This is a genomic window from Desulfovibrio psychrotolerans (assembly GCF_013340305.1).
Taxonomy (GTDB): domain Bacteria; phylum Desulfobacterota; class Desulfovibrionia; order Desulfovibrionales; family Desulfovibrionaceae; genus Halodesulfovibrio; species Halodesulfovibrio psychrotolerans.
The window spans coordinates 281,738-294,920 of sequence record NZ_BLVP01000001.1 but is presented as its reverse complement, the minus strand read 5'-3'; the positions used below and the strand labels follow the sequence as shown (position 1 = coordinate 294,920).

Sequence of the window (13,183 nt, the reverse complement as noted above, 5' to 3'; positions counted from 1 at the left end):
GGGCGTTTTTGTGCAGCCGGGAGAATGCAGATGAGTGCTCGCGATCAATCCGTGGTGCGGGAAATTAAGGCCCGGCTCAACCTTGCCGATTTGGCGCGTCGCTATATGGAACTGCGTCAGGTGAGCGGCCGGTGGAAGGGGTTGTGTCCTTTTCATCAGGAAAAAACGCCTTCGTTCTCCATAAACGAGCAGGAAGGGTTTTACTATTGTTTCGGCTGCCATGCCTCCGGCGACCTGATTGATTTTTATTGCAGAGTGAACGGGTTGGAATTTCGCGAAGCGCTGGAACAACTGGCTGAAGAGGCCGGGGTGGAGCTTCAGGAATATCGGCCTGACCCCAAAGTGCAGCTGGAACGGGGGCTGCGCAGGCAGTGCCTGCACATGTACGCGGTGGCGAGGGATCATTTTCGTGATAATCTGGCCCGTCCCGATGGTGAAGACTGCCGTAAGTATATTGAACGGCGGGCACTTGCCCCGCATATTGTGGAGTCTTTTGAGCTGGGCTGGGCTCCTGACGCGTGGCAATCCCTGAGTGATGCATTGCGGCGGGAGGAGTACTCCCCGGAACAGGGCGTGGAGGCCGGACTGCTTTCCCGGAACGAGCGGGGCAGGATTTTTGACCGGTTCCGGGGCAGGCTTATCTTCCCCATCAAGGATTTGAGCGGGCAGGTGATTGCCTTTGGCGGGCGTATCATCATTGCCGACCCGGAGAAGGAGCAGGCCAAGTACATTAACAGCAGTGACACCCCTATCTATAAGAAGGGTGAGCACCTGTACGGGCTGTTTCAGGCCCGGCGGGCCATAAGTGCCCGGAGGCGCGCACTGCTGACGGAAGGCTACATGGACGTGCTTTCCCTGCATCAGTACGGCTATGATAACGCCTGTGGTGTGCTGGGAACGGCTCTTACGCCTGAGCAGGTGAAGCGGCTTGGAGGCTTTTGCTCCAGCATAGACCTGATTTTTGACGGAGACGAGGCCGGACGAAAGGCCGCGTTGAAGAGTTGCGAGATGATTCTGGGCCGGGGAATGCAGTGCCGGGTGGTGCTTATGCCTGAAGGCGAAGACGTGGACAGCCTGCTGCAGCGTGACGGTACAGGAGCATTTGAGCAGTTGCTGAACTCCGCCCCCGATGGATTGGACTATTGCATGGGCGTGGTGGCGCAGCTTGCCCCGCGCGAGGTTCTGGACTGGGTGAAACGTTTTCTTGATTCACTGGCTCAGCCTGAATTGTGCTCTTTTTATATTTCACGGCTGGCCAGCGGTCTTGGGCTGGACGAGACAGAACTGCGCGCCACCATTGCCCCTGCGCGCAGGACACAGCAGCCGCAGCGGTATGCACAGAAGCCCGGACAGGGAACCGGGCATGGGCATGCACCGGGTGGCAACCCTGTGTCGGCCCGCTACGGAATGGAAAACGGCCCGGGGTGGCATCCTGACCGGACGGGCGGAGCCGCGGGTGCTGGCTACAATCAGGGTTACCAGTCGGGTCGGCAGTCCGGGCAGCCGTTTGGTCCGAAGTCTGGCCCGAAGTCCGGCCAGAAGTATGATCAGAATTCTGGTCGGGCATCCGGCGGATATGGCACATACAGGTCCAAAGACCGCCGTACGCCGTATCCGCAGCCCCCGGCGGTTCGGCCATCGCTGGCGGTGCCGCTGGAAGAGACCGTGTTGCAATTTCTTGTGCGTCATCCGCACCTTCAGGCTGTGCTGGAGGAACATGGAGGGCGCGAGTTGCTGCAATCCCCGTGGGCCGAACGGCTATGGGAGGCAGTGGTGGAGCATGGTGCGGGCGATGTAGCCCTGTACCTGACCGGCAAAGAAAAGGAATTTTGGATACGGCACCGGATGGAAACGTCCATGCCTGCCGAAAAGGAGCAGGAAGAGCTTCATGATGTCTGCGGTTTTCTGGATCGCAACCGCCGCCAACAGCAAGGGCAATCGCTCGTGGCCGCCATGCGGCATATGAAACAGGGCGGCGAACCGGACGCGGACTTGGAACTTCTTCGTGTGCTAAACGAATCCTTGGGGAGGTCCAATGGGGAATATTAAGGACATCCAGCAGATCAAGACCCTCATCGCAAAAGGGAAGGTGAGCGGCTTTCTGACCTTTGACGAGGTCAACAAGGCGCTGCCTGCTGAAGTCAACACGCCTGAGCAGATTGAAGAGATCATCGGGATCTTCGATCAGCTCGACATTGCCATTGTCGATACGGAAAAGGAAGGCAAGGCAATAGCGGTGACTCCCAGTGAGTCGGAAGACGAGCCCGCCGATGTGGATATTGAACTGACGGAGGATGAAGACTCTGCCGATTACGCCACCCGCAGCACGGACCCCGTGCGTATGTATCTGCGGGAGATGGGGGCAGTGCCTCTGCTGGACCGTGACGGCGAAGTGGTCATTGCAAAGAAGATAGAAATGGGTGAACAGGACGTTCTGTACGCCCTTGTAGAAGTGCCCGTTGCCGTTGAAGAACTCATTCATGTGGGTGATGACCTCAAGGAAAACCGCATCAAACTGAAGGATGTGGTAAAAACCATAGAGGAAGACGACCCCAGCGAAGACGAGTTGAATCAGCGCGAGCGCGTTATCAAACTGCTGGATGAGATTAAGTCTGTCTACAAGAAGCGGAAGAAGATCTATCTGAAGCTGGATGAATGCGCCACGCTGGATAGGCGTGTGGCAGGCTTGCAGAAGGAAATCATTTCTTTCAAGGAAGAGATAGTTGACCGCCTGCGCGATATCAAGCTGGAAAAGACCCTCATAGACCGTATTATTGAAACCGTGGAAGATTATGTGCGGCAGATGCATAACTGCCAGCGCGACCTTTCCGCCTATATCCTTTCCACCGGCAAAACGCAGGTGGATATTCAGTCCCTGTTCCAGAAGCTTGAGGAGCGCGAGATCAATCCCGTGCTTGCTGCTGACGAGCTTGGTCTTACCGTGGAGGAGTTGTTCTCCTTCAAGGAAATGATCGTGGGCAAGATTGAAATCCTGAAGCGTTTGCAGGAAAAATGCTGCCACAATGTGGGCGATCTGGAAGAGGTGCTCTGGCGTATCAAGCGCGGCAACAGTGCCGCCATGCGCGCCAAGCAGGAACTTATCCGGTCTAACCTGCGTCTTGTGGTGAGCATAGCCAAAAAGTACACCAACCGCGGACTGCAGTTCCTGGACCTGATTCAGGAGGGCAACATCGGCCTTATGAAGGCGGTGGACAAGTTCGAATACCAGCGTGGCTACAAGTTCTCCACCTATGCCACATGGTGGATACGGCAGGCCATTACCCGAGCCATTGCGGATCAGGCGCGGACCATCCGTATTCCCGTGCATATGATTGAGACCATAAACAAGCTTATCCGCACATCCCGCTACCTTGTGCAGGAACTGGGACGGGATCCCACGCCGGAAGAGATTGCCGAGCGTATGGATTACCCCATCGACAAGGTTAAGAAGGTGCTCAAGATTGCCAAGGAACCCATTTCCCTTGAAACGCCCATCGGTGACGAGGAAGATTCTAGCCTGGGCGATTTCATAGAGGATAAGAAGGCCGTGGCTCCCTCGGAAGAGGTGGTGAACACCAAGCTGAGCGAGCAGATAGCCAGCGTGCTGGCGGATTTGACTCCACGAGAGGAGCAGGTGTTGCGCAAGCGGTTTGGCATTGGCGAGAAGTCTGACCATACGCTTGAAGAGGTGGGTAAGCTGTTCAACGTTACACGTGAACGTATCCGCCAGATTGAGGCCAAGGCCCTGCGCAAGCTGCGGCACCCTGTGCGCAGCCAGACGCTGCGGTCTTACTACGAAAGCTGATCGGTGACGGGCGGCTCCTGTTTGGAGCCGCCCGTTTTTCATGGTACGCTCTTCTCATGACGGCCCGCTCATCCCGAATATTGCTGCACGCCACGCATGCACTGCATGTGCTGCTGGCTTTGGGCATTCTGCTGCTTACGCTTCCTCTTGGTGCGGATGCCGCCCATGGCGTTGTGCACTTTGTGCCGGACGGTGATACCGTGGTGTTGGAGGGGAGCGGTACAGTGCGGCTTGCAGGCATAGACAGCCCGGAAATGGGCAGGGACGGCACTCCGGATCAGCACTTTGCCGAAGCCGCAAGAACCCGCCTTGCGGAGTTGGTGGGGGGCAGGCAGATTGTTCTGGCCTCTGCGGAACAGGTTGTGCGCATGGTGCAAGCCGGTTCGGTAGTTACCGGCAGCAACGGCCGGGGCGGTCCGTCAGCATCTTCTGATTTCTCTCTGCATGCTATTTCGCCGGGCAAGCTCTCTGGCCTTGGGGAAAAAGGACTCCTCTCAGACTTGCCGCGGGACAGGTATGGCCGTTTTCTGGCCGTCATCCTTTTGCCTGATGGACGGAATGTGAATGAACTGCTGGTGCGTGAAGGCGCGGCCATGGCGTATTTTGTCTCAGACGGGAGTGATGCCGCCCGCACAGTGCACGACCGGATGGTGACCCTGCAACGGCAGGCCATGCGTGAGAAGCTGGGCATGTGGGCAGGACTTGCGGACAAGATAACGATTGCAGGTCCATTCATAGGCAATAGGCGGAGTATGCGGTTTTTCCCTGCCGCATGTGCGGATGCCGGCCGCATTTCCCCAAAGAACAGGGTTGCATTCCGCAATGTGGAGGAGGCTTTTGAGGCCGGGTATTCTCCCGCCCGCCACTGTGGCGTGTGGCCATTGTCTCCGGGCCGATAGATTGCGGTGACAGGATGGGATTTTTGATGCATAGTGGAGTCATTGGACAGAGGTTTGTCAGGCCTTTGCCGCGTTTTTTTCTCTCTTAACCGTCAGCCGGATGCTTCGGGAATATGGATGCGTAGTTCCAATCAGTCATGCGATAGAGTGGAATGTGATTTCAGTCTGGACGGCAAGTTTTGCGAGATGCTGGACCGGGCTGGCATTCCTAAAGACGCGAAGTGGCGAACACTTATTCTGTATATGCGGGGTATTAAGGAGTATAGCTACCTCTCTGAAATGCAGAAGGGGCAGGTTCAGAATCTGCTGATGGAGGTGTTGCAGGGCGGGGACTTCAGCGATGACAAGTTCCGTGACGTGTTGCAGCGGGAAAAGGAGATCATGGTCGCGCCCTACGAGCACAGGCTCAAGGCCGCTCTGCACGAAACCGCAGCCCTTGCCGACGAATTCAAGCAGATGGTGCAGCGGCGCAAGGGCGATGTGAAGCATCTGGAAGACAGGAGCGTGCAGGCGGTGACAAGCGGGCAGGACCCGGAAGAGATTGTCTCCATGCTGCAGGCCACGTTTCGCGAAGTTCTCCATATGATGGAGCAGGATGCTGCCGCGTTGGACCAGCTGAGCAAGACCGATCCTTTGACCGGATTGAACAACCGGCGTGCCTTTGACGAGGTGCTCTCGCACGGCGTGCGGGAATGGAAGCTGCACAATACCCCGTTATCTCTGATGATGCTGGACATTGACCACTTTAAAAACTTTAATGATGAGTTCGGACACCGTATCGGCGATCAGGCTCTGACCACGGTTGCCACAATTATCCGCAAGTCCATTGCCCAATTCGGGGATGAAGGGGTGGATATCACGCCCTGCCGTTACGGCGGAGAAGAGTTCGGCATTATTCTGCACGGCGGAGCGGCTTTGATTGCGGACGAATTGGCCTTGAGTGTCCGCCGGCGTATGGAGAACTATAACTTCATCATCCGGGACGGCAATGGCGACATTATCCGCAAGGGGATTCACATCACCATCTCCAGCGGCATTGCCGAAGCAATGGAGGAGTGGCGTTCTGCCATGACCGAGAACCTTATCGATGCCGCTGACAAGGCCCTGTACTACGCCAAACGCATGGGGCGGAACCGGGTAGCCAAGTTTGTGCCCGGAAATCCGGACAGCTTTACCATTATTGACGGGAGTTGACCGTCTTTATCCTTTCCGCAGCCTTAGCCCCGTGCTTCATCGGCCAAGCGTCTTCTGACGGCGCAGCAGGCATGGTGAACAAGGTTTTACATTGACACACCATCCCATTACACCATAGTTTCAAGCTGCTTATTCTCAGGGCAGGGTGCAATTCCCTACCGGCGGTGATTCCGGCATGTTCCGGAAAGCCCGCGAGCGTTCCGTCTCCGGCGATGGTCAAAGGAGACGGAAGTCAGCAGATCTGGTGCGATTCCAGAGCCGACGGTATAGTCCGGATGAAAGAGGATAAGACAGTTGCGTCCCGCCGGGCATCTTTCATGATGCTCTGCGCCCGGTTGCGTAAAATTGCGCGGCTGCGGCATCTGTCTCTTTCCACGCCCTGATTCTGGTATCTTCGCAATACGGGAGTGCTGCCATGAATCAGTCGTTATTGACCCCCTTCGGAACTCCGTACCAGCGTGTTGAAAAGGCGCTGGATGCCCTGCGTAACGGCAGGGGCGTTCTCGTGACCGATGACGAGGACCGGGAGAATGAAGGCGACCTCATCTTCTCTGCCGAGCATCTTACGCAGGAACAGATGGCTATGCTCATTCGCGAATGCAGCGGCATAGTCTGCCTGTGCCTGACGGACGAGAAGGTGCACCAACTCAAGCTGCCCATGATGGTGGAACACAACGGGAGCAGGCACCAGACAGCGTTTACCGTGTCTGTGGAAGCTGCCGAAGGCGTGACCACGGGCGTTTCTGCCGCTGACCGTGTGCGCACCGTGAAGGCCGCTGTTGCCCGTGGCGCACGGCCTGATGATTTGCGCCGCCCGGGGCATGTGTTCCCGCTGAGGGCGCGGGAGGGTGGAGTGCTGACGCGCAGGGGGCACACCGAAGCAACGGTGGACCTTATGCGTCTTGCAGGACTGGAACCGTGCGGTGTGCTGTGCGAGGTGACTAATTCTGACGGCAGCATGGCCCGGCTGCCGGAGATTGTGGCCTTGGCCCGCAGGCATGAAATGCCGGTGCTGACAGTGGATGATCTTGTGCAATACCGCACGGCTATGGGCGCTGAAGAGCGCAAGGCCGTGTAGACCTGTTCCCCGGAAGGCATGCCGCCACACCCTTCCTTCCCCGTGCCGTGAGACTGACGGCTATGCGGGAGAATCTTCCCACAACGAAAAAGCACACACGAATGGAAAAGGCCGGGGATCGCTCCCCGGCCTTGTTCTTTACTATGAAGGTTCGGAATGCCCTGCGGGTTATTCCTCGTCTTTCTTGCGCTTTTCGTATTCGTCTTTGTACAGCTTGTAGGTGATGGAGTCCACCAGCGCCTGCCAGCTTGCCTCAATGATGTTGTACGAAACGCCAACGGTGACCCAGCGGGAGTTGTGGTCGCCGGATTCGATGAGTACGCGCACCACTGAGGCAGTGCCGCCGCCGTCCGGGTTGGTGGCTGTCATGACGCGCACCTTGAAGTCCAGCAGCCGCATCTCGTTCAGGCGCGGATAGAAGCCTATGAGCGCCTTGCGCAGGGCGTTGTCCAGCGCGTTGACCGGGCCGCGTCCGGTGGCGGCGGTGTGTTCGGTTATTCCTTCAACCTGCACCTTGACAGAAGCTTCGGAGATGGGTTCGCCCCCGTGGGCGTCTTTGAGTTCCAGTACGCGGAACTGCACAAGGTGGAAGAATTCGCGCACGCCGCGCCGGGCCAGTTTTTTCAGCAGCAGAAGTTCCACGGAAGCTTCAGCCGCAGCATAATCATAGCCCATGCTGGAGCGTGTTTTCAACTCGTTGAGCAGCCCCTTGACCACGGGTTCGTCCTTATCCAGATGGAAACCGAAGCGGCGGGCCATGTTCACGATGTTGGCGCGACCGGCCAGTTCTGTGAGCAGCACCCGCTGGCGGTTGCCCACCTCTTTGGGGTCTATGTGCTCATAGAGCATGGCAAGGCGGTTTACCGCGCTGGCGTGTATGCCTCCCTTGTGCGCAAAAGCGGAGCGGCCCACAAAAGGCTGACGGCTGAAGGGCTGCAGGTTTGCCACATCCGCCACATAGGCGGACGTGCCGGTTATCAGCGGCAGCCGTTCTCTGGGAATGGTGGTGTATGCTCCGCCGCACTTCAGCTCCAGAACGGGGATGATGGAGCAGAGGTTTGCGTTGCCGCAGCGTTCTCCCACACCGTTCATGGTGCCCTGCACGTGCATGGCACCGGCCTGTACGGCGGCTATGGCGTTTGCCACAGCCATTTCACAGTCGTTGTGGGTGTGAATGCCGATGTTTGCATCGGGCAGGGAGGCACGGACGGAGCCGATGATGGATGTTACTTCCGACGGCAGTGTTCCGCCGTTGGTGTCGCACAGCACCAGTACTTCCGCTCCGCCTTCGAAAGCCTTGCCCAGAGCCGTGAGGGCGTATTCGGCATTGGCCTTGTAGCCGTCGAAGAAGTGTTCTGCGTCAAAGAAGACAGCTGCACCCTGTGAGCGCAGATAGGCAACGGAATCGTGAATGATTTCCAGATTCCGCTCCTCAGGTACGCGCAACGCTTCTGTGGCGTGGATGTCCCATGATTTGCCGAAAATAGTGCACACCGGCGCACCGGAATCCAGCAGGCAGCGCAGGTTAGGATCGTTTTCCGGCAGGAAGTTGGGATGGTGCGTGCTTCCGAAAGCGGCAATACGGGCGTTGTTCAGATGATAATTCTGAATCTCACTGAAAAATGCCCGGTCCACCGGGTTGGAACCCGGCCAGCCGCCTTCTATGAAGTCCACGCCCAACTCGTCTAGCTTGAGCGCAATCTTGATCTTGTCCTCGTTGTTGAGGCTTATGTCTTCTGATTGCGTGCCATCACGAAGCGTTGTGTCGTATATCTGTATCTTCTTCATGGTCAGCCAAGCATGGAATCTTTATCCAGCCCGAAGGCGTCGTGCAGGGTGCGGACCGCCAGTTCCGTGAATTTTTCCTCAATGAGGCAGGTGATTTTAATTTCGGAGGTGCTGATCATCAGGATATTGATGTTCATGGAGCGCAGCGCCTCGAACGCCTTGGCGGCAACCCCGGAATGATTGCGCATGCCCACGCCGATGGCGGAAACCTTACAGACGTGCAGGTCGTGCAGAACTTCGGCCGCGTTCACTTCCTTCTGGATATCTTCCATCAGGGTGAGGGTCTTTTTGAGATCGCCGCGGGGTACCGTGAAGGTCATGTCGGTTCTGCCGTTGCGGCTGGGGTTCTGGACGATCATGTCCACCACAACGCCGCTGTCGGCAAGGGGGCCGAACAGCCGGGAAGCCACGCCGGGCACATCCGGAACATCGCGCAGGGTAACACGGGCCTGATCCTTGTCATATGCAATGCCTGAAACGAGTACCGCTTCCATTGTAGAATCCTCTTGCGTTACGAGTGTTCCCGGCGTGTCCGTGAAGGTGGAACGCACATGCACGGGCACCTTGTATTTCTTGGCAAATTCCACCGAACGAATCTGCAGGACCTTGGCGCCCATGCTGGCCATTTCCAGCATTTCATCATAGCTCACGCGGTCCATCTTGCGGGCGGTGCTGCACATGTTGGGGTCTGTGGTGTAGACACCGTCAACGTCCGTATAAATTTCGCATTCGCAGCCCAGCGCCGCAGCCAGTGCCACAGCCGATGTGTCGGAGCCGCCGCGCCCCAGCGTGGTGATGCGGTTGTCGTCGGTGATGCCCTGGAATCCGGCTACCGAGAGGACATCGTACTCTTCCAGCATGGCGGTAAGTTTTTCATTGTCTATGCCCAGAATTCTGGCCTTTCCGAAGGCATTGTCGGTGCGCATGGGGATCTGGAATCCCAGCAGCGACCGGGCTTTGACACCGGCGTCCTTCATGAGCATGGCGAACAGGGCAACAGAAACCTGTTCTCCGGTGGAGATGAGAGCATCCACTTCCGCGGCTTCCGGGTCGCGCGACCATTCGTCCGCAAGGGTGAGCAGGCGGTTAGTTTCCCCCGAACGGGCGGAAAGCACAACAAGCACCTTGTACCCCTTGGCTCTTGCGGCAAGCGTCTTTTCGCGGACCTGCTTCATGCACTCCAGGTTGGCGACGGAAGTTCCCCCGAACTTCTGAACCAGAATACGCATACCGATTCCTTTGTGTTTTTGAAGGGGTTGGAAAACTAATCGGGCACGTTGCCATTATCCTTGCCATCGCTTTCTCTCTGGCCCGAGGGCCGGGCAGGAAGAGTAAGCGCATTGCGGATGCAAGTGGCTTCAGGGCCGTGCGCCGCAATCTCTACAAGACGGCCTTCATCGCACGGAACCCAGCGAAAAAGCAACCACTCATCGGGCCATTCGCCGGAAGGCAGAAATTCCGCCCATTCCACAAGCAGAAGTGAGCGGCCTTCGTCCAGAAATTCATAGTAGCTTTCGTCCATGCCTGCGCCTTCCAGCCGGTACAGGTCGTAGTGCACCGTTGGTGGCACGGTGGGGTAGACGTTGTAGACGTTAAAGCTCGGACTGCTTACTTCGGCCAGTTCTCCGCCGGGAAGGCTTTCCACAAGCGCACGGATGAGTGTGGTTTTGCCGCTGCCGAGCGGGCCCTGAAACATGATGGCCCGGACCATACCCGTCCGCTGAATGGCGGTGGCTATGGTCCGGCCCAGAGTTTCTGTCGATTCGTTGTCTTTCAGATGCAGACGCACCGTATACCTGTGTTGCTACCGGATAAGGGTTCTCAGAATGTCTTCCTTGCCCACAACGCCGACCACCTTGCCGTCTTCCACTACGGGAAGCGTGTGGAACTGGCTGTCTACCATCAGGGAGGCTATCTCATCAATGGGGGTGGAGGGGCGCACGGTCTTGGGCAGCGCCGTCATGGCCTCGGAGACTTTGCTGGCGGCTATCTTCCGTACTTCAGAATCCAGATCGAACATGGAACGGGTAGGGATGATGCCGTCCAGCACGGTGAACAGAGTGGGCACGTTCAGCTTTTTCTGCTGGCTGATGAGATCGCTCTGGCAGATGATGCCCACAAGCGTGTTGTTCTTGTCCACCACGGGCAGGCCGTTGAACTTGTTGTCCACCATGAGGCGGGCTGCTGTGGGGATATCCGTATCAGGGGTGACGGTGATAACGTTGGTGGACATTATGTCTTTTGCTGTAAGCATGATACAAGCTCCTTTTGTGCGATGGTGAGTGCTGTTGCAATATCCTGTGCCGTATTGCCACGCATGGGAAATGTTTCGTGCAGGAGTGTACCGGCACGGGCGTGCAGGTATACCGCCAGACAGGCGGCGTAGCGCGGGGCAAGCCCCTGCCCGGACAGTCCGCCCATGAGTCCCGCCAGAACATCGCCTGACCCGGCCACAGCCAGTGCCGGGGCGGCAAACGGTGAGATGACGAGCGGTTCTTCCGTTTGCGCAATCAGGGTTCCCGCGCCTTTGAGCACAAGGACGCAGGGATACTGTAACGCATAACCCCGTGCCGCCGCCAGCCTGTTTCGCTGTATTTCGTGTACATCCTTGCCGGCCAGCAGAGACATTTCGCCGGGATGCGGGGTGAGGATGTCGTCCGGCAGGAGCAGGTCGCACAGGGCGGGCGTGCGGGCCAGATGGTACAGAGCGTCCGCATCAAAAATGGCCGGAGGTCGGTCCGCAAGGCCCAATATGCGTGCGAGCAGCTCCCGCGCATCATCTCCGCGCCCCATGCCGGGCCCGATGACCAGAGCGTCCGCCCGCTGTATGGCGGCATTCAGCTCAGGTGAGGGCTCCCATGTTTTTCCGGGGCCTGCCGGACAGGTAAGGATATCCGGGTTCATAGGGGCAATGAGCGGGAGAAGTTCTCCGGGGGCGGCTACGGTTACATAGCCAGCACCGCTGCGTTGTGCCCCCTGTGCCGCGAGGACGGGTGCTCCGGTCATGCCGGGTGATCCGCCTATGACAAGAACATGGCCTGCGGTTCCTTTGTGCATGTCGGGGGCGAGCGGGAGCATGGAAGCTATGGCTCGGCAGCCTGCGGCGTCCAGCAGGGCGTGGGAGGCAGGAAGCCGGGTTCGCACGGTTTTGGGAATGCCTATGGGGCGGCAGTGCAGCGCACCTGTGAATTCACCCGCAGGGGGCATATGCAGCCCCGGTTTGGCCGCCTCAAAGGTGACGGTGGCGTGGGCGCGCACCGCCACAGGGCCGGGTTCGCCGGAAAGTCCGTCCAGACCGGAGGGGATATCCAGTGAAAGAACGAAGCAGCGTTCTCTGCGTGAGTTTATCCACGCTACCGCAGCGTGGTAGAGGGGAGCGAGCGGACCACAGAATCCGGTGCCGAGGAGTCCATCTATTATGATGTCCGGCATACCATTTGGGATGCCATTAATGATGTCATTACGGATGTCGTTGGGGATGACGGCATCGGGTGATTGCGGATTGGCTGCGGGGAAGAGGGAGGCCGCGCGGCTGCCGCGTGGAAACGGGAAGAATTGCGTATTGGTGCTCAGGGGAAGGAAGGAGACGCCGGTGCGGCGGGCAAGGCGAAGGTGGTAGCCTGCGGCTCCCCTGTAGGCACGCAGCGGGCGGGAGTGCAGCACAAGAACATGTGCGTGCAGGTCGTGCAGGTGCCGTGCGAGGGCTGCGGCATCGCCGCCGTTGTTGCCGCCGCCCATGAACAGAAGCACGCTTTTTCCGGCTATTTCGCCGCAGCAGTGCAGGAGAACATGCAGGGCTTCGCGGCTGGCGTTTTCCATGAGCATTTCCTCACGGATGCCATATTCGCGGATGGCGGCCGCATCCCAATCCTTCATTTCCACCGGGGAGGGCAGGGGCGTGAGCATATCTGTCTCCGCGCGTAGCCGCGCCGTTGGCTCAAGATTCCAGAACAACCACGGCGCAGGCCACATCGCGCCCGTGGGTGATGGATATGTGGTGCCGCGTAACCCCCATGGTTCCGGCGACTTTTGTCGCATTGCCGTGGAACAGCAGGTGCGGCTTGCCGGAGGGAAGGCGGGCTATTTCGATGTCGTGGAACCCGATCCCTTGGGCGAATCCGGTTCCCAGTGCCTTGACAGCAGCCTCACGCGCTGCAAACCGCGCCGCAAGGTAGGCTACGGGGTCGGCAGGCATGGCGTTCAGCTCATTGGGGTGGAGGATGCGTGCGGCAAAGCGTTGGCCGAACCGCTCCCACGACCTGCGGATTCTGTCCAGTTCGCAGACATCCAGTCCCAGTCCCACGATCATGAGCATTCTCCGCGCAGAAGGCGGGGTAGCGCAGGATAAGGAGCGGCGGCGTGTTCTCCGTTTCCCGTGGCGGTCATCGGGGGGGTGCCCCGGTTACCCCTGTTGCTCCG

11 protein-coding genes and 1 riboswitch are annotated in these 13,183 nt (G+C 58.4%); of the genes, 5 read left to right on the top strand and 6 right to left on the bottom strand.

The features are described 5' to 3' along the window. The first annotated feature begins 30 nt into the window (after nt 1-30). From dnaG to ribB, 5 genes are all read left to right on the top strand, one after another. Nucleotides 31-2,049, top strand: a complete 2,019-nt coding sequence (gene dnaG, locus HUV26_RS16735; RefSeq protein ID WP_243451208.1) for a DNA primase — start codon at nt 31-33, stop codon at nt 2,047-2,049. After that, nucleotides 2,036-3,805 (top strand): RNA polymerase sigma factor RpoD, encoded by a 1,770-nt coding sequence (gene rpoD / locus HUV26_RS01295; protein WP_174408289.1) that lies wholly within the window; start codon nt 2,036-2,038, stop codon nt 3,803-3,805. The genes dnaG and rpoD overlap by 14 nt, the downstream gene beginning before the upstream one ends. Nucleotides 3,806-3,861: 56 nt before the next feature. Then, on the top strand, nt 3,862-4,704 hold the full coding sequence (locus HUV26_RS01290; RefSeq protein ID WP_174408288.1) for a thermonuclease family protein: 843 nt from the start codon (nt 3,862-3,864) through the stop codon (nt 4,702-4,704). A gap of 117 nt (nt 4,705-4,821) precedes the next feature. Continuing rightward, nucleotides 4,822-5,898 carry a GGDEF domain-containing protein gene (locus HUV26_RS01285; RefSeq protein ID WP_174408287.1) on the top strand — a complete coding sequence of 359 codons (1,077 nt, stop codon included), beginning with the start codon at nt 4,822-4,824 and terminating at the stop codon, nt 5,896-5,898. A 127-nt stretch (nt 5,899-6,025) separates the two neighbouring features. Continuing rightward, nucleotides 6,026-6,189, top strand: a riboswitch (FMN riboswitch). 124 nt (nt 6,190-6,313) lie between these two features. Beyond that, entirely contained in the window at nt 6,314-6,976 is a 663-nt protein-coding gene (ribB, locus tag HUV26_RS01280; protein ID WP_174408286.1) for a 3,4-dihydroxy-2-butanone-4-phosphate synthase, read from the top strand. Nucleotides 6,977-7,144: 168 nt separating this feature from the next. On the opposite strand, the gene cimA is transcribed toward ribB, so the two are convergent. From cimA to HUV26_RS01250, 6 genes are read right to left on the bottom strand one after another with little or no spacing between them, the layout of a single operon-like run. Beyond that, nucleotides 7,145-8,764 (bottom strand): citramalate synthase, encoded by a 1,620-nt coding sequence (gene cimA / locus HUV26_RS01275; RefSeq protein ID WP_174408285.1) that lies wholly within the window; start codon nt 8,762-8,764, stop codon nt 7,145-7,147. Nucleotides 8,765-8,766: 2 nt separating this feature from the next. Continuing rightward, the gene (locus HUV26_RS01270) at nt 8,767-9,993 is read right to left on the bottom strand and encodes an aspartate kinase (RefSeq protein ID WP_174408284.1); all 1,227 of its coding nucleotides are present in this window, start codon (nt 9,991-9,993) and stop codon (nt 8,767-8,769) included. 35 nt (nt 9,994-10,028) lie between these two features. Beyond that, entirely contained in the window at nt 10,029-10,553 is a 525-nt protein-coding gene (tsaE, locus tag HUV26_RS01265) for a tRNA (adenosine(37)-N6)-threonylcarbamoyltransferase complex ATPase subunit type 1 TsaE (protein ID WP_174408283.1), read from the bottom strand. Nucleotides 10,554-10,568: 15 nt separating this feature from the next. Further along, nucleotides 10,569-11,018, bottom strand: a complete 450-nt coding sequence (locus HUV26_RS01260; RefSeq protein ID WP_174408282.1) for a CBS domain-containing protein — start codon at nt 11,016-11,018, stop codon at nt 10,569-10,571. Further along, nucleotides 10,997-12,670 carry an NAD(P)H-hydrate dehydratase gene (locus tag HUV26_RS01255; RefSeq protein WP_174408281.1) on the bottom strand — a complete coding sequence of 558 codons (1,674 nt, stop codon included), beginning with the start codon at nt 12,668-12,670 and terminating at the stop codon, nt 10,997-10,999. The genes HUV26_RS01260 and HUV26_RS01255 overlap by 22 nt, the downstream gene beginning before the upstream one ends. Nucleotides 12,671-12,701: 31 nt before the next feature. Beyond that, a complete protein-coding gene (locus HUV26_RS01250; protein ID WP_174408280.1) occupies nt 12,702-13,073 on the bottom strand; it encodes a holo-[acyl-carrier-protein] synthase in 372 nt (123 codons plus the stop codon). Nucleotides 13,074-13,183 lie beyond the last annotated feature (110 nt).

What these genes read in the sequence shown, in the direction of transcription:
- dnaG (WP_243451208.1), top strand. Translation starts at nt 31, where the DNA reads ATGAGTGCTCGCGATCAATCCGTGGTGCGGGAAATTAAGGCCCGGCTC.
- rpoD (WP_174408289.1), top strand. Translation starts at nt 2,036, where the DNA reads ATGGGGAATATTAAGGACATCCAGCAGATCAAGACCCTCATCGCAAAA.
- HUV26_RS01290 (WP_174408288.1), top strand. Translation starts at nt 3,862, where the DNA reads ATGACGGCCCGCTCATCCCGAATATTGCTGCACGCCACGCATGCACTG.
- HUV26_RS01285 (WP_174408287.1), top strand. Translation starts at nt 4,822, where the DNA reads ATGCGTAGTTCCAATCAGTCATGCGATAGAGTGGAATGTGATTTCAGT.
- ribB (WP_174408286.1), top strand. Translation starts at nt 6,314, where the DNA reads ATGAATCAGTCGTTATTGACCCCCTTCGGAACTCCGTACCAGCGTGTT.
- cimA (WP_174408285.1), bottom strand. Translation starts at nt 8,764, where the DNA reads ATGAAGAAGATACAGATATACGACACAACGCTTCGTGATGGCACGCAA.
- HUV26_RS01270 (WP_174408284.1), bottom strand. Translation starts at nt 9,993, where the DNA reads ATGCGTATTCTGGTTCAGAAGTTCGGGGGAACTTCCGTCGCCAACCTG.
- HUV26_RS01260 (WP_174408282.1), bottom strand. Translation starts at nt 11,018, where the DNA reads ATGCTTACAGCAAAAGACATAATGTCCACCAACGTTATCACCGTCACC.
- HUV26_RS01255 (WP_174408281.1), bottom strand. Translation starts at nt 12,670, where the DNA reads ATGCTCACGCCCCTGCCCTCCCCGGTGGAAATGAAGGATTGGGATGCG.
- HUV26_RS01250 (WP_174408280.1), bottom strand. Translation starts at nt 13,073, where the DNA reads ATGATCGTGGGACTGGGACTGGATGTCTGCGAACTGGACAGAATCCGC.